This window comes from Neisseria sp. HMSC073G10 (genome assembly GCF_001812605.1).
Taxonomy (GTDB): Bacteria; Pseudomonadota; Gammaproteobacteria; order Burkholderiales; family Neisseriaceae; genus Neisseria; species Neisseria subflava_A.
Genome location: NZ_KV809503.1, coordinates 1 through 14,768, shown reverse-complemented (window position 1 = coordinate 14,768; position 14,768 = coordinate 1). Strand labels below are relative to the sequence as shown.

Genomic DNA, 14,768 nt, shown 5'->3' with positions numbered 1-14,768 from the left:
TGATTTTTATAGCAAAATAAAAATGGTTTTATCTTGCATTGTTTTTCTTTTTGGCGTGACAGAGTTAATACCGCGAAGCCAAAAAGGAGGGGAATTCTAACACAATATGTTTTTAGCATTTCCCATTTAACTAAATTTACAAAATAAATATCTATAAATGTTTTTAACTTCATCGAAAAATCAATAAAATTCGATATTTTCAATGTGTATTTTTACAACATAATTGCGCATTATATACCGATTATCTTAAAATGCTACCGTTTGTTTGTAAAATTTAGCATTTTATTATTTGTCTTCCCTCTCTAAAATCCAATAAAAAAGGCCGTCTGAAAAAATATTTCAGACGGCCTTTTTTATTGAATGCGTTCTATTTAACAAACTTCGACCAACCAGCCATGTTTGTCTTCTGCCAAACCGTATTGGATGTCGGTAATCGCCTTACGGATTGCATAACCGCGCTCTTGGCTCTTCACTTCGATTTCTTCGCCATCAATCACGAAAGAAGTTACCGGAGAAATAACCGCAGCCGTACCGGTCAGAATCGCCTCTGCGCCATTTTCCACAGCTGCTTTCAGCTCATCGACAGTAAAGTTGCGCTCGGTAACGGTGTAGCCCAAATCTTTGGCAACTGTCAGTACGGAATCACGGGTAACGCCGTGCAGGAATTCGTCTGTCAACGGTTTGGTAATGATTTCATCACCGTTAATCAGGATAAAGTTAGACGCGCCGGTTTCCTGAACGTCGCCATTCGGACAGAACAACACTTGGTTTGCACCATATTCGGCTTTGGCTTTCAATACCCAAGGCATGGCGGAAGCGTAGTTGCCGCCGCATTTCACACGACCCATATGTGGGGCGCAACGGATGTGTTCGGTTTCCACCAAGATTTTAACGGGCGAACCGGCTTTGAAATAGTCGCCGACAGGAGAAGCCAGAATGTACAGCAAAGCAGTTTCGGAAGGAGAACCGGCTTTACCGATCACAGGGTCGGTACCGATCAAAGTCGGACGCAGGTACAAAGCGGCAGGCGCATCAGGGATTTCCTCGGCGGAACGTTTGACCAATTCGATCAAAGCATTCAAATAAGCCTCTGTCTCAGGACGCGGCAGGTGCAGAATATCTGCGCTTTGCTGCATACGCGCGATGTTAGCGGTCGGGCGGAACATCACGATTTTGCCGTTTGCCTGACGGAATGCCTTCAAACCTTCAAAACATTCGCTGCCGTAATGCAAAGCATGTGCGCCGGGGGCGAGTGTCAGGTCTTTGGAAGATTGCCATTCTACCGGTTGCCATTTACCTTCACGATAAGCGATAACGGGCATTTCAGCGTGAAAAACGCTGCCGAATACGGCTGGAACTGGTCTGCTCATGATGATTGCCTTTCTTATTCTGATGTGCAAAATAAATTAATTAATTAAAGACTGAACAATACGCCTTTCAATATAGGTTTGACAAGTACCCGTCAGCATAAAGACACCGTCACCCTGCCGTCTGAAACATGCCGTCCTATCCGAAATCCGGCAAATCGTTTAAACTGATACCATTTTTCAGACGGCCTGCCCCAACCGCAGCCAATCCGGAGTAACCCATGAAACTCATCTCTACCATCATCAAAATCCTGATTCTTCTTGTTTTCCTCCTGCTGGCCATCACCAATACCCACACCGTATCCTTCTTCTACCTGCCTGGCCAAAACATCAATCTGCCGCTGATTGTCGTGCTTTTCGGTGCATTTATTATCGGCATCGTGTTCGGTATGTTTGCCCTCTTCGGCCGTCTGCTGTCCCTGCGCAGCGAAAACAACCGCCTGCGCGCCGAAGTGAAAAAACATGCCCACCTTTCCGAAAAAGACCTGACTCCGGTCAAAACCGAAACACCGGCAACGACTTCCGAAGCCACTCCCAAAGCGTAACGCCACCAATCAATAAAGGAATACCATGGACAACGAATTGTGGGTTATCTTACTGCCCATCGTCCTCCTCCCCGTTTTCTTCGCTATGGGCTGGTTTGCCGCGCGCGTCGATATGAAGACCGTCCTGAAACAGGCCAAAAGCATACCGGCAGGGTTTTACAAAAGCCTTGACGCCCTCGTTGACCACAACAGCGGCCGCGCCGCGCGCGAATTGGCGGAAGTGATCGATCAACAGCCGCAGTCATACGACTTAAACCTGACTTTGGGCAAGCTCTACCGCCAACGCGGCGAAAACGACAAAGCCATCAATATGCACCGCGCCCTGCTCGATTCGCCCGACACCGTCAACGAAAAACGCGCGCGCGTGCTTTTTGAATTGGCGCAAAACTACCAAAGCGCAGGCTTGGTGGACCGTGCCGAACAAATCTTCCTCGGTTTGCAGGAAGGCGATATGGCACGCGAAGCCCGCCAACACCTTTTGAGCATTTACCAACAGGATCGTGATTGGGAAAAAGCCATCGAGATGGCACAGCTCTTGAGCCATGACGAACAAACCTACCAGTTTGAAATTGCCCAGTTCTATTGCGAAATTGCCCAAGCCGCGCTGTTCAAATCCAACTTCGATGCCGCCCGCTACAACATCGGCAAAGCACTCGAAGCCAACAAAAAATGTACACGCGCCAACATCATCCTCGGCGACATCGAATACCGTCAGGGCAATTTCCCTGCCGCAGTGGAAGCGTATTCCGCCATCGAGCAGCAAAACCACGCCTATTTGAGCATGGTTGGCGAGAAACTCTATGAAGCCTATGCCGCGCAAGGCAAGCAGGAAGAAGGCCTCAACCGCCTGATCGGCTATATGCAAACCTTCCCCGATCTTGACCTAATCAACGTCATCTACGAGAAGGCCCTGCTGCTCAAAGGCGAAACCGAAGCGGCGCAAATCGCTGTCGAACTCGTCCGCCAAAAACCCGACCTCAACGGCGTGTACCGCCTGCTTGGTTTGAAACTCAGCAATATGAATCCGGAGTGGAAAGCCGATGCCGATATGATTCGTTCGATTATCGGCCGCCAGCTGCAAAAAAGCGTCATGTACCGCTGCCGCAACTGCCACTTCAAATCCCAAGTCTTCTTCTGGCACTGCCCTGCCTGCAATAAATGGCAAACCTTTACGCCGAATAAAATCGAGATTTGATCAAGCGTTAAGCATTAAAAAAAGGCCGTCTGAAATCTTTTCAGACGGCCTTTTTATTACGAAACAAAATATCAAAGCGGTTCAAAACATGGCTGTACACACCAGCAATATCTGTCAACAACGCTGCCCTGCCCATGCCAACGCCGCTACAATCTGAGCCTCAATATCGGCATTAAACTCGCCTGCACGGTACGCATCGCGCAATTCTGTGCGACGGGTTTCATCTGCCGCAATTTGGTTTAACACCACTTGCGGAAACTCGTTAAACACAGGCCCTTCCTCTTCATGACCCATCAAAAACAGCGCAGGAATTTTTTGATTGGCGCGGACGATTTCCTGTTGGCGCGGATTCTCAAAACGGCTGCTGTCGCCAAAATCGTTTCGGGCAATATAGTTGACGCGGATATTGGGATTCAACTCCGTCATTTTTTGAATAAACGGCACAAACACGCGGCAATCAGGGCAATATGGCGCAGCGGCAAGCAGCCAGTTTTGCAGACGGCTGATCTTTTTGACCGCCGCTACCGTTTGCGCCGACAGCTCGGTTGCCTGATAGAGTTGCTGCTGTTTCAATTTGTCTTCTTCAGTATCAAAATCCAAATATTCTGCATAATTGGCCATGCTTTACTCCTGTTCTGTTGTATCGGTTTTCCCTGCCACACCGGTCAAAAGCGGAACAAGCAGATTGACGACGAGGTTTTCAAATAGCGGCTCATCAAGAGGCGATTCGTCCGAATGGCCAAACACCAGCTTCACTTCGGTATATTCTTTCTGCCCTTTGCTCATTTTGTTGCCGTTAAAAACCTCATGGGCTTTTCTCAAGGCAGCATCCCAATCCTCTTTCTTGTTGTACTCCTCCGCAGCGGCAAGGCTGGTTTTGGCAAAAAACGGCAAGGGGGTATTTTGTCCGATTCGGAAATATACCAACCATTCTTTCAAAAGTGCCCTCGCCACCTCTTGCCCGATGGCGGCATAGGTTTCGGTCTGTCCCAGGCTGACAATATAGGTTTGTCGGCTTTCAACGGATTTAGGGGCGATGGCGCAAAAAATCAAATGCTCCAATAAACGGGCAATGCGGTTGGGTGCATTGTCTTTTTGATTTAGGAACACAATGCGGCCGCACTCATAAAGATTGCCGATGGTGCCTTGTAAAACCAAATCGTCAAAGTGTTCTTCATAAGGTTCAGACGGCCTTTTGTTACTGCGTATCAGCTCGGCATCCACGTTTTTCGCAGATATTTGATACTGCTTCTGCCACAAGCCACCCAACTCGCCTACCGGCATCAGGCTTTCTGCATTCAGCCGAATGGCCGTATCTTCAAAGTCTTCCCCTTTGCGCCGCGCATCCAAATAGGCATCGGCAATCCGACCTTCATGTTGCGGCTCAAACGGTTCGGCAGATTCCCATGCGCCGTCCAGATACGGCTGATCCCAGCTTAAATTTTTCTTCAGCCAAACTTTGACAGGATTACGCCAAAAACTGATGAGCTCGCCTTGATGAATGGTCTTGTCTGGCTCTTCCTGACTTAAAGCCTCAAGGAAAAACGGCTGCGCTTCCGCTTGCGGTTGGTTCAACGCATCGGCGTAATCTTGGCGCGTACTGAAGAGGCCCTCTGAAAGCGCGTCCTTTTGGAAATAACGGCGTGAAAACGCCTGCAACGGATGATGTTTCACCCATTTCTCCGACAACTCGCGCCCGCTTTTCCCTGTCATGGCGGCAATGGTATCCAGTAGTTCGCTGATTAACGAAGACGACGCAAACTCGGCATCATTGCGTATATCGCGGCCGATATAAGACAAATACAGCATTTCACGTGCGCTGATTAAGGCTTCAAGGAAAAGATAACGGTCGTCGTCGCGGCGGGCGCGGTCGCCTTTTTTCGGATGCTTGGCAATCAGGTCGAACACTGCCGCTTTGGTATTGCGCGGAAAATCGCCGTCATTCAAACCCAACAGGCAAACCATTTTAAACGGCAGGCTGCGCATCGGCACCATACTGCAAAAAGTGATGCCACCGCTCAAAAATCCGGCTTGGCTTTCGCTGTCCAAAAAGCGGCGGATATGGCGGATAATGGTTTTACACGGCAACAATCCGTCAAATTCGGCCAACTGCGCCTCTTCCTGCCATTTCGCCAAAGATTGCTCAAACTGTTGCTTGGCGTATTGGTCGTCCGTATCCGGAGCAAACAGTTTTTCCAACAAATCGCGACAACGCTGCACCCAGCTTTCCACATTGGCAGGCTCTTGCCATTGCGCCGCCATATCGGCCAAAGTACGGACAAATTCGGCAAAACCGCTGAACACGTCCAACTGGTTGACGTTGCTATGCCACGCGCTCACGCCCTGCCACATGCCGTTGCCGCCTTCGGGCAGCATCCAGCCCAAGGCCAAACGCTCTACCGCCTGTTGCCAAGTAAAGAGGTTGTCTTTGCCCTCGCGCATGGTTTGGTCCAAACCCCAATGCACATTTAATCCGGCAACAGTCTCATGCAGCAGTGGCACATCTTCCTCGCTCAAACCGAAGCGTTGCAGCACCAACCGGCTTTCCAGCAAAGGCAAAACCTTGTCTACTTCAAACCGGCTCTCCAGCAAGTCCAAAGTTTGCGCCAAAGCATACAGCAACGGCTGACGGCGGCTGAGTTTCACATCCGAAATCGAATACGGCAAAGCCTGGCTGCCTGCCTGCTCCTGTCCGAAAACAGCTTCGATAAACGGACTGTACGGCTCAATGTTCGGCGTCAACACGGCAATATCGTGCGGCTGCCAGTCGGGATTTTTTTGCAGCACCAGCGACAGCTCTTCTTTCAAAATCTGCAATTCGCGCAAAGGGCTGTGTGCCGCAACGATTTTGACCGAGCCGTCGTTCAGCAGCTTGTCCGGCTCGACACACACTGGATTGCCGTCCGCATCGTGAACCTGAAACAAAGTCGGCTGCGCGCCTGCTTCGCCTTCTTCCTGTTGATACAAGCGTTCAGACGGCATGATTAAGTTTTGAATATCGTTTTGCAGGCAATGCAACAAGGTATCGTCTTTTCCCTCTTCATAAACCTGAATATCCTGCTCAGTTTCCACTTCCAACAGAAAATCAAAGAAATCGCGCCCCTGCTTGCCCAAAGAAGCCAACAGCGGATGCCCTGCCTGCGACAAATCCGCCTCATCGCCCCTTTTCAAAATCTGCGCCTCGTCGATGACCTCGCCCCAATATTGGCTACTCGGATTGAGCGCAAACACAAACACATCGCAATGCTTGGAAATTTGGTGCAGCAGTTGCAGATACATCGGTGCCATTGTCGAAATGCCGAATACAAACAACCTTTGCGGCAAAACCGATTTATCCAACTGTGCCAACAGCTTTTCCCACAAGGCCACGCGGTGCGGCGCAGATTGGCTGCCATCGTCCAAATAACGCCACAGCCGCGCCTGCCAATCCTCATCATCGCCCAAACCCAGCAGCTTACCAGCCTGCCACGCATCAATCCAATCCGGGCGGTACACCAAATATTGGTCGAAAATATCGGCCATTTGTCCAGCAAGCTGATAATCTGCCGATGCCGAGCTGTGCAAATAACTTTCCAGCTTCAGGCGTACGTTTTCGTATTCCGGGGCCGTCTGAAACACTTCGCTGCGGAACAAATCCAGCAAACGCCAGCGCATGACTTCAGGCGAAAACGGACTGAGCGGCGGCACATCGGGAACCAATTTGCGCATCAGCTGCCACGCCAAACCGGCAGGCAGGCTGAACTTCAAATTCGCCGCCACGCCGAGTTTGCGCGCAAAAAACACATTCAGATACCGCCGCATCCCCTGGCTCTGCACCACCACTTCTTCCTGCGCCAATACAGAATCCAAGGGCAAGGCCTGATGAATATGCGCGCACATTTCGGCAAGCGCTTCCAAACGGTCGGACTGATAAAGATAGAACATAGCAGACAATCTAAAAAACAATTGCCCACATTATAATGCCATTAGGACAAATGCTTCAGCAGAAGCGGCAAACAAAAACACAGGCCGTCTGAAACACATCGCTTCAGACGGCCTAAAACAAACCCATCGGCAGCCAATTATTAATTATTTATCGACCCCTGTACAAACCGGCTTCTCCTATCCTATAATTTCCCACATTCGGAATGTAGCGCAGCCCGGTAGCGCACTTCGTTCGGGACGAAGGGGTCGGAGGTTCGAATCCTCTCATTCCGACCAAATACAAAACCTGCTTGAGTCCAAGCAGGTTTTTTACATTCGGCAAGCCTATACTTCCGGCGGCGGGAAAGGCGCGCCTTCAGGATGTTTGTAGCGGTTGTACATAAACAAATATTGTTCCGGAAAACGGCGTATCCAATATTCGGTATTTTCATTGATCACGCGCGCATCGTTCTCCTTATCGCCGTTCAACTCGCCGCGCAAAGGCTCTATATGCAAGACAAAGCCTTTACCGTCGGGCAAACGCTCGCCGCAGAAAAACAAAGCCTTCACGCCTTTGACTTGCGCCAGCTTGCCTGCCAACGTCATGGTGTAGGCAGGTTTGCCGAAAAAGTCCACCCACACGCCGTCGCCCCCTTCTTCCGGAGACGGCACATGGTCTGGCAACACAATGGTCGCTTCGCCACCGCGCAGCGCTTTGATGATTTGTTTGACGCCCTGAATGCTGGTCGGTGCAGTCTTGCCTTTACCGCGCACGCGCCCTGCCTGCATCACCACATCAAATGCCTTGATTTTCGGCGGCTTGTACATCGCCGTCAGCGGAAACGGCAGCTGCTGGCTGATGTAGCGGCCGGCCAAATCATAGCTGCCGATGTGCGGCGTGATAAACAGCAAACCTTCACCCGCGCTCAAGGCCGTCTGAACATGTTCCCAACCGTTGACGCTGACAAACAGGTTTTCAATTTCCTCAGGCCGTCTGAAAAACGCCACCGGCAATTCCAAGCCGCCTTTTGCCGTTTCACGGAAAACTTTTTTTACCGCCTCGTCCGTCGGGTTCAAACCGGCAAGTGTCATGTTTTCGAAAACACGCCGGCGATCTTTCGACAGCACGCGGAAACCCAAACTGCCGAGCAGGTTGCCTAATTTGTGCAACCAAGCCAAAGGCAGCGCGGCCAAAAATTTAAAAACAAAGGTAACAAGCGTTTGCATAAGGTTTTACCAAAATGAAGTGGATAGATTGTAAACGAAACAGGCCGTCTGAACAAAACAGACGTCGGGCAAATATATTGCGGCACACCTGCTTTTCTGCTACTATCCGCGCTGCATTAAGAGTTGGGAATTCCATGCCAACCTGCTTTTCAGAAAGAAAGGTAAGGTGGACGGTTGAAAAACCGATGTGGCTCGCCAGAGCAATCCAAACCCGCTTAATGCGGGAATTTTTTTGCCTGTAAGAAACGCGCAACAGGATTCCGAAACAGCAGACAAGTGCGAATGTTTCTCACTTGTATAGAGAAAAAGCGGAGTTTTTGTTATGATTTCCGCTGTCCGAAATAAAAGGCCGTCTGAAAACACAGCAGCCTGTTTTTAATGAAAGAATAGCAATGAGCGAATATCTGTTTACTTCCGAATCGGTATCCGAAGGCCATCCGGATAAAGTTGCCGACCAAGTATCCGATGCGATTTTGGATGCCATCTTGGCGCAAGACCCCAAAGCGCGTGTCGCTGCAGAAACCTTGGTCAACACAGGCTTGTGCGTATTGGCAGGCGAAATCACTACCACCGCCCAAGTGGACTACATCAAAGTCGCACGCGAAACCATCAAACGCATCGGCTACAACTCCTCCGAGCTGGGCTTTGACGCCAACGGCTGCGCAGTCGGCGTGTACTACGACCAGCAATCCCCCGACATCGCCCAAGGCGTGAACGAAGGCGAAGGCATAGACCTGAACCAAGGCGCGGGCGACCAAGGTTTGATGTTCGGCTATGCCTGCGACGAAACCCCTACCCTGATGCCGTTTGCCATCTATTACAGCCACCGCCTGATGCAACGCCAAAGCGAATTGCGCAAAGACGGCCGCCTGCCTTGGCTGCGCCCTGATGCCAAAGCACAACTGACCGTGGTTTACGACAGCGAAACCGGCAAAGTAAAACGCATCGACACCGTCGTCCTGTCTACCCAGCACGATCCGTCTATCGGTTACGAAGAGCTGAAAAACGCCGTGATCGAACACATCATCAAACCGGTTCTGCCGTCTGAACTGCTGACCGACGAAACCAAATACCTGATCAACCCGACCGGCCGCTTCGTTATCGGCGGCCCGCAAGGCGACTGCGGTTTGACCGGCCGTAAAATCATCGTCGATACCTACGGCGGCGCAGCTCCGCACGGTGGCGGCGCATTCTCCGGCAAAGACCCGTCCAAAGTGGACCGTTCCGCTGCCTACGCCTGCCGTTATGTTGCAAAAAACATCGTCGCCGCCGGTTTGGCGACTCAATGTCAGATTCAGGTTTCCTATGCTATCGGCGTTGCCGAACCGACTTCGATTTCCATCGATACTTTCGGCACCGGCAAAATCAGCGAAGAAAAACTGATCGCTCTGGTTCGCGAACATTTCGACCTGCGCCCTAAAGGCATCGTCCAAATGCTCGACCTGCTGCGCCCGATTTACAGCAAATCCGCCGCCTACGGCCACTTCGGTCGCGAAGAGCCTGAATTTACTTGGGAGCGCACCGACAAAGCAGCCGCATTGAAAGCAGCCGCAGGCGTGTAAACTTCCGCATTTTAGGCCGTCTGAAAAGCAAAACGTTTTCAGACGGCCTTTTTCCTTATACAATAGCCACTTGAATTTCTATATACATTCTGAATAAAGGATACGGATTATGTTCGGCAAACAACTTTTTGAAGAAGTCAGCTCCAAAATCAGCGAAACCATCGCCAACAGCCCTGCCAAAGACATGGAAAAAAACGTTAAAGCCATGCTCGGCAGCGCATTCAACCGCATGGATTTGGTGACCCGCGAAGAATTCGACATCCAACAACAGGTTTTGATCAAAACCCGTACCAAACTGGCTGAATTGGAAGCCCGTTTGGCCAAACTCGAAGCCGCTCAAGAGCCTGAAGAAGCTGCTTTAAAAGCTGCTGAAGCCGCTGCTGAAGAAGCTGTTGCCGAAATCAAACAACAAACCGAAGCTGCCGAATAAGGCCGTCTGAAACATGTCGCTTGCTTTGGTTTACAGCCGCGCCTTAAGCGGCATGAATGCGCCGTTGGTCGAAGTGGAAGCCCACCTTGCCAACGGCTTGCCACATTTCAATATCGTTGGTTTGCCTGATACTGAAGTCAAAGAAAGCCGCGACCGTGTGCGTGCCGCCATTATCCAAAGCGGCTTCGACTTTCCCGCCAAGAAAATTACCGTCAACCTCGCACCGGCCGACCTCCCAAAAGAATCCGGCCGTTTCGATTTGCCGATTGCCTTGGGCATTCTTGCCGCATCGGGACAAATCAATCCTGAAAAGCTCGCGCAATATGAGTTTGCCGGAGAATTGGCGCTGTCCGGCTTACTGCGTCCTGTACGCGGCGCGCTGGCTATGGCATGGCAGGGAATGCAGGCAGGCCGTTCGTTCGTCTTGCCGCAAGAAAATGCCGAACAGGCTGCCGTTATGCGCGGTATCGCGGTTTATGGTGCGCGTTCTTTAGGCGAAGTGGCCGCACATTTAAACGGTATCGAACCGCTGACACAAACCGAATGCAAACTGCCACAAAGGCCGTCTGAACAAAGTAAAATTCCTGATTTAGCCGATGTCAAAGGCCAACATACCGCCCGCCTCGCTTTGGAAATCGCAGCGGCAGGCGGACACAGCCTGCTGATGATGGGCCCTCCGGGTACGGGCAAATCCATGCTTTCGCAACGTTTGCCCGGCATCCTTCCGCCTTTGACCGAAGACGAATTAGTCGAAGTATGGGCATTGCGTTCGCTCCTGCCCAACCATCAACAGCAACTCGACAGCAACCGTCCTTTCCGCAGTCCTCATCACAGTGCCAGCTCGGCAGCCATGGTAGGCGGTGGTTCAGACCCACGTCCGGGCGAAATCTCATTGGCGCATCACGGTGTGTTGTTTTTAGACGAATTACCCGAGTTTGACCGTAAAGTATTAGAAGTATTGCGCGAACCTTTGGAAAACGGCGAAATCCATATTTCCCGCGCCGCACGCCAAGCAGTTTATCCGGCCAAGTTCCAACTTGTCGCCGCCATGAACCCCTGCCCTTGTGGCTATCTTGGCCATCCGTCCAAACCTTGCCGTTGCACGCCTGAAAGCGTTGCCCGCTACCGCAACAAAATTTCAGGGCCATTGCTCGACCGTATTGATTTAACCATCGAAGTACCCAGCCTTTCCGCTGCCGAGTTAATGCAACAAGAAGCAGGCGAATCCAGTGCCACCGTATTGGAACGAGTTACCGCCGCGCGCAAAATCCAATACGGCCGACAAGGCAAAGTTAATGCCGAATTGAGTGTCAGCGAGCTCGATGGTAAAGCCCGCATCCAAAAAGAAGCGCAAGAAGCTTTGGGAACCATGCTCGAAAAACTGTCCCTTTCCGCCCGAAGTTTCCACCGTATCATGCGCGTCGCCCGTACGCTGGCCGATTTGGCAGGCGACGAAGAAGTCAGCAAAACCCATGTGATGAAAGCCATCGGCTTCCGTCGCGCCCTTTAACTTGTCAGACGGCCTGAATCTTTATGTTTAAGTAAAACTAGAGTAAACAAAGCATCAGGATTTTGCCGTCTATAACGGTTATTGATAAAATATCGAATCCAAACTCAGACAGTCTCACTTCAGGCCGTCTGAACACATTATTACAAGGTAAGTCATGAAAAAATCTACACAATATGGTAAAGGCTTGTCCGGTTTCTTTTTCGGCCTAATACTGGCAACAGGTATTATTGCCGGTATTTTGTTCTTCTTGAACCAAGGCAACCAAAACGTTTTCAAAGAGCTGACTCAGCCTAAACAAAGCGAAGAACCTGAAATCCTGAAACCTCAGGACAAAGCAGAGAAACGCCCAGCTACCGACACTTCATCTACCCAAGCAGATGAAGAAAAAGCCAAAGCAGAAAAAGAAGCGGCAGAGAAAGAAGCAAAATATAAAGAAGAGGCTGAAAAAGCTGCCAAAGAAGCTGAAGAAAAAGCTCAAGCGGAAAAAGAAGCTCAGGAAAAAGCCAAACAAGCAGAACGTGAAGCTAAAGAAAAAGCAGAGAAAGCCGCTGCTGATAAAGCCGAACGCGAAGCTAAAGAAAAAGCTGAAAAAGCCGCCGCCGAACAAGCCGAACGTGAAGCCAAAGAAAGAGCAGACAAAACTGCTGCCGATAAAGCCGAACGCGAAGCCAAAGAAAAAGCTGCAAAAGCTGAAGCAGAAAAAGAAGCTACTAAGAAAAAACTAGCCGAGAAAAAAGCCGAATTAGAGAAAAAACGCGAAGAAAAAGCCAAAGCGGAAAAAGAAGCTGCCGATAAAGCTGCTAAAGACAAAAAAGCAGCCGACCAACTGACTGCCAAACAAAAAGAGCGTGCCGAGCGCAAACTGGCCGAGAAAAAAGCAGCTGAAGCCAAAAAGCAAAACAAGCCGACACCTGAGCAAATCCTCAACAGCGGCAGCGTCGAAAAAGCACGTAAAGCAGCAAATGCCTCTGCAGCAAAAGAAAGCAGCAACGCTGCAAGTAAACAGTCAGCAGAAAAAGCCGAAACAGCTGCCAACAGCGGTAAAAAAGCCTTCCTGCAACTTGGTTCATATGCAGACCGCTCCAGCGCGGACTCACAACGTGCAAAACTGGCTATTTTAGGTGTTTCTTCCAGAGTGGTTGAATCGCAAAACGGCGACAAAACCATTTACCGAGTTCAAAGTAACACCATGCCGCAGGAAGCCGCTGTAAAACTGCAAAAAAACCTGCAAGGCCATAATATCAACAGCTTGATTCGTTCTACCAAATAATGGAATCACTGATGAAGCAGCGTATAAAACAAACCATTGCCGCACTCAGCCTGAGCCTGCTCATCCTGAGTGCGCAAGCTGCTACCGAGGGCGTAGACTATACTGTTCTTAGTCATCCTATCTCGCAGCAACAAGCGGGAAAAATTGAAGTGCTTGAGTTTTTCGGCTACTTCTGCGTTCATTGTTACCATCTCGATCCTGTTTTGTTGCAACACAGTAAAACCTTCGCTAAAGATGTTTCCTTACGGACAGAGCACGTCGTTTGGATGCCTGAAATGTTAGGCTTGGCCAAAGTAGCCGCTGCCGTCAATCTTTCAGGTTTAAAATATCAGGCCAATCCAGTCATCTTCAAAGCTGTTTACGAACAGAAGATTAACTTGGCTGATGCAAATGTATTCCGATCATGGGTTGGCAAACAGACGGGTTTTGACAGTCAAAAACTGCTTCAAGCCTACAATAGCCCTGCTGCCGCGTCGGCTGCTGCAAAAATGCAGCAATTGACGGAAACTTATCGAATTGAAAACACACCAACTGTCATCGTCGGTGGTCAATACAAAGTCAATTTCAACGGTAGCGACTGGAAAGCCGGTATGAAAACCATAGACGAGCTCATTGTCAAAGTCCGCCGCGAACAATCCTCAAAACCACTTTAACTATTCAACAAAAGAAAGACGGCCTCAAGGCCGTCTGAAAACTTATGGACATTCTGATTTTATTTAAAGCACTTATTCTCGGTATTATCGAAGGTTTAACCGAGTTCCTCCCTATTTCAAGTACCGGTCACTTGATTGTATTTGGCGACTTAATGAATTTCCAAAGCAACGGAAAAGTATTCGAAATTGCCATCCAGCTCGGTGCCGTATTAGCCGTCGTATTCGAATATCGCCAACGATTTACCCATATCATAAAAGGACTAGGCAAAGAGCGAACAGCCAATCGCTTTGTGCTGAATTTATTTATCGCGTTCATCCCCGCTGCGATTGTTGGCCTCTTATTCAGTAAACAAATTAAATTGCATCTTTTCAACCCGATTACCGTTGCTACCATGCTGGTATTAGGTGGCTTCTTCATTTTATGGGTTGAAAAACGCCAAACAACAGCCAAACCTAAAGTCAACCATGTCGATGATATGCGCCCAATTGACGCATTTGTTGTAGGATGCGCCCAAATTTGTGCCCTTATCCCTGGGACATCACGTTCAGGCAGTACCATCATGGGCGGTATGCTGTGGGGATTAGAACGTAAAACGGCTACCGAATTTTCATTCTTCCTTGCTGTACCAATGATGATTGCGGCCACAAGTTACGACATCTTAAAAAACTACAAACTTTTTACCTTGCAAGATGTCGGACAAATTGCCATCGGTTTTATCGCAGCATTTATCGCCGGTTTATTGGCAGTAAAAGCTTTGCTGAAATTTGTTTCCAGTAAAAACTATGTTCCTTTTGCCTACTACCGCATCGTATTCGGTGGTCTGATTCTCCTTACTTGGATGCTAGGTATAGTCAGCTGGAGCGAATAACCCATCCTCCCCCACCAAAGGACGTTTCCCCTACGTCCTTTTTTTCTTTCTTATATCCCTTCCCCTCCGATGGTCACCCCATAAAAGGCCGACACTCCGCATCATTACCCCTAAATATCTCCTCGCCGTCCGTACAGCTTCCCTTACCCTTCATCTTCCCGCACACCACCGCCGTCAACGACTCGTTCAAACGTAATACCCTAGGCTCCGCCTCCCTGTCCAGAGCCACCGCCTTCA

General features: G+C 49.8%; 12 protein-coding genes, 1 tRNA gene and 1 riboswitch. Of the genes, 9 read left to right on the top strand and 4 right to left on the bottom strand.

The annotated features are described in order from the left end of the window. Positions 1-371: 371 nt before the first annotated feature. Positions 372-1,370: a branched-chain-amino-acid transaminase gene (ilvE, locus tag HMPREF2865_RS02575; RefSeq protein WP_070645425.1), complete on the bottom strand. Its 999-nt coding sequence runs from the start codon at positions 1,368-1,370 to the stop codon at positions 372-374. A gap of 218 nt (positions 1,371-1,588) precedes the next feature. On the opposite strand from ilvE, the gene HMPREF2865_RS02570 reads away from it, so the two are divergent. Then, positions 1,589-1,912: a LapA family protein gene (locus tag HMPREF2865_RS02570; RefSeq protein WP_049328701.1), complete on the top strand. Its 324-nt coding sequence runs from the start codon at positions 1,589-1,591 to the stop codon at positions 1,910-1,912. A gap of 25 nt (positions 1,913-1,937) precedes the next feature. Then, on the top strand, positions 1,938-3,107 hold the full coding sequence (gene lapB, locus HMPREF2865_RS02565) for a lipopolysaccharide assembly protein LapB (RefSeq protein ID WP_070645423.1): 1,170 nt from the start codon (positions 1,938-1,940) through the stop codon (positions 3,105-3,107). 114 nt (positions 3,108-3,221) lie between these two features. Here lapB and HMPREF2865_RS02560 read toward each other — a convergent pair whose 3' ends face one another. Both HMPREF2865_RS02560 and recC read right to left on the bottom strand, forming a co-directional pair. Next, a complete protein-coding gene (locus tag HMPREF2865_RS02560; protein WP_070645421.1) occupies positions 3,222-3,728 on the bottom strand; it encodes a thioredoxin family protein in 507 nt (168 codons plus the stop codon). Positions 3,729-3,731: 3 nt separating this feature from the next. Next, entirely contained in the window at positions 3,732-7,031 is a 3,300-nt protein-coding gene (gene recC / locus HMPREF2865_RS02555) for an exodeoxyribonuclease V subunit gamma (protein WP_070645419.1), read from the bottom strand. A 199-nt stretch (positions 7,032-7,230) separates the two neighbouring features. Here recC and HMPREF2865_RS02550 point away from each other — a divergent pair. Next, a tRNA-Pro gene (locus HMPREF2865_RS02550) sits at positions 7,231-7,307 on the top strand. A 48-nt stretch (positions 7,308-7,355) separates the two neighbouring features. Here HMPREF2865_RS02550 and HMPREF2865_RS02545 read toward each other — a convergent pair. After that, positions 7,356-8,237 (bottom strand): lysophospholipid acyltransferase family protein, encoded by an 882-nt coding sequence (locus HMPREF2865_RS02545; protein ID WP_070645418.1) that lies wholly within the window; start codon positions 8,235-8,237, stop codon positions 7,356-7,358. A gap of 108 nt (positions 8,238-8,345) precedes the next feature. Beyond that, positions 8,346-8,456: riboswitch (SAM-I-IV-variant riboswitch) on the top strand. Between the two features lie 173 nt (positions 8,457-8,629). Here HMPREF2865_RS02545 and metK point away from each other — a divergent pair. The 6 genes from metK to HMPREF2865_RS02515 all read left to right on the top strand — a co-directional run bounded on the left by metK (position 8,630) and on the right by HMPREF2865_RS02515 (position 14,531). Then, positions 8,630-9,799, top strand: coding sequence for a methionine adenosyltransferase (gene metK / locus HMPREF2865_RS02540; protein WP_049351011.1), 1,170 nt, complete (start codon positions 8,630-8,632; stop codon positions 9,797-9,799). Positions 9,800-9,908: 109 nt separating this feature from the next. Continuing rightward, positions 9,909-10,229, top strand: coding sequence for an accessory factor UbiK family protein (locus HMPREF2865_RS02535; RefSeq protein ID WP_003684455.1), 321 nt, complete (start codon positions 9,909-9,911; stop codon positions 10,227-10,229). A gap of 13 nt (positions 10,230-10,242) precedes the next feature. Beyond that, positions 10,243-11,739: a YifB family Mg chelatase-like AAA ATPase gene (locus tag HMPREF2865_RS02530; RefSeq protein ID WP_070645415.1), complete on the top strand. Its 1,497-nt coding sequence runs from the start codon at positions 10,243-10,245 to the stop codon at positions 11,737-11,739. A gap of 154 nt (positions 11,740-11,893) precedes the next feature. Then, positions 11,894-13,009, top strand: coding sequence for an SPOR domain-containing protein (locus tag HMPREF2865_RS02525; protein WP_070645413.1), 1,116 nt, complete (start codon positions 11,894-11,896; stop codon positions 13,007-13,009). A gap of 11 nt (positions 13,010-13,020) precedes the next feature. Next, a complete protein-coding gene (locus HMPREF2865_RS02520; RefSeq protein WP_070645554.1) occupies positions 13,021-13,662 on the top strand; it encodes a thiol:disulfide interchange protein DsbA/DsbL in 642 nt (213 codons plus the stop codon). A 44-nt stretch (positions 13,663-13,706) separates the two neighbouring features. Continuing rightward, a complete protein-coding gene (locus HMPREF2865_RS02515; protein ID WP_070645412.1) occupies positions 13,707-14,531 on the top strand; it encodes an undecaprenyl-diphosphate phosphatase in 825 nt (274 codons plus the stop codon). Positions 14,532-14,768 lie beyond the last annotated feature (237 nt).

Excerpts from the sequence above, each read along its gene's own strand:
- HMPREF2865_RS02520 (WP_070645554.1), top strand. The coding sequence starts at position 13,021 with ATGAAGCAGCGTATAAAACAAACCATTGCCGCACTCAGCCTGAGCCTG.
- HMPREF2865_RS02525 (WP_070645413.1), top strand. The coding sequence starts at position 11,894 with ATGAAAAAATCTACACAATATGGTAAAGGCTTGTCCGGTTTCTTTTTC.
- HMPREF2865_RS02530 (WP_070645415.1), top strand. The coding sequence starts at position 10,243 with ATGTCGCTTGCTTTGGTTTACAGCCGCGCCTTAAGCGGCATGAATGCG.
- HMPREF2865_RS02570 (WP_049328701.1), top strand. The coding sequence starts at position 1,589 with ATGAAACTCATCTCTACCATCATCAAAATCCTGATTCTTCTTGTTTTC.
- metK (WP_049351011.1), top strand. The coding sequence starts at position 8,630 with ATGAGCGAATATCTGTTTACTTCCGAATCGGTATCCGAAGGCCATCCG.
- lapB (WP_070645423.1), top strand. The coding sequence starts at position 1,938 with ATGGACAACGAATTGTGGGTTATCTTACTGCCCATCGTCCTCCTCCCC.
- recC (WP_070645419.1), bottom strand. The coding sequence starts at position 7,031 with ATGTTCTATCTTTATCAGTCCGACCGTTTGGAAGCGCTTGCCGAAATG.
- HMPREF2865_RS02515 (WP_070645412.1), top strand. The coding sequence starts at position 13,707 with ATGGACATTCTGATTTTATTTAAAGCACTTATTCTCGGTATTATCGAA.
- ilvE (WP_070645425.1), bottom strand. The coding sequence starts at position 1,370 with ATGAGCAGACCAGTTCCAGCCGTATTCGGCAGCGTTTTTCACGCTGAA.
- HMPREF2865_RS02560 (WP_070645421.1), bottom strand. The coding sequence starts at position 3,728 with ATGGCCAATTATGCAGAATATTTGGATTTTGATACTGAAGAAGACAAA.
- HMPREF2865_RS02545 (WP_070645418.1), bottom strand. The coding sequence starts at position 8,237 with ATGCAAACGCTTGTTACCTTTGTTTTTAAATTTTTGGCCGCGCTGCCT.
- HMPREF2865_RS02535 (WP_003684455.1), top strand. The coding sequence starts at position 9,909 with ATGTTCGGCAAACAACTTTTTGAAGAAGTCAGCTCCAAAATCAGCGAA.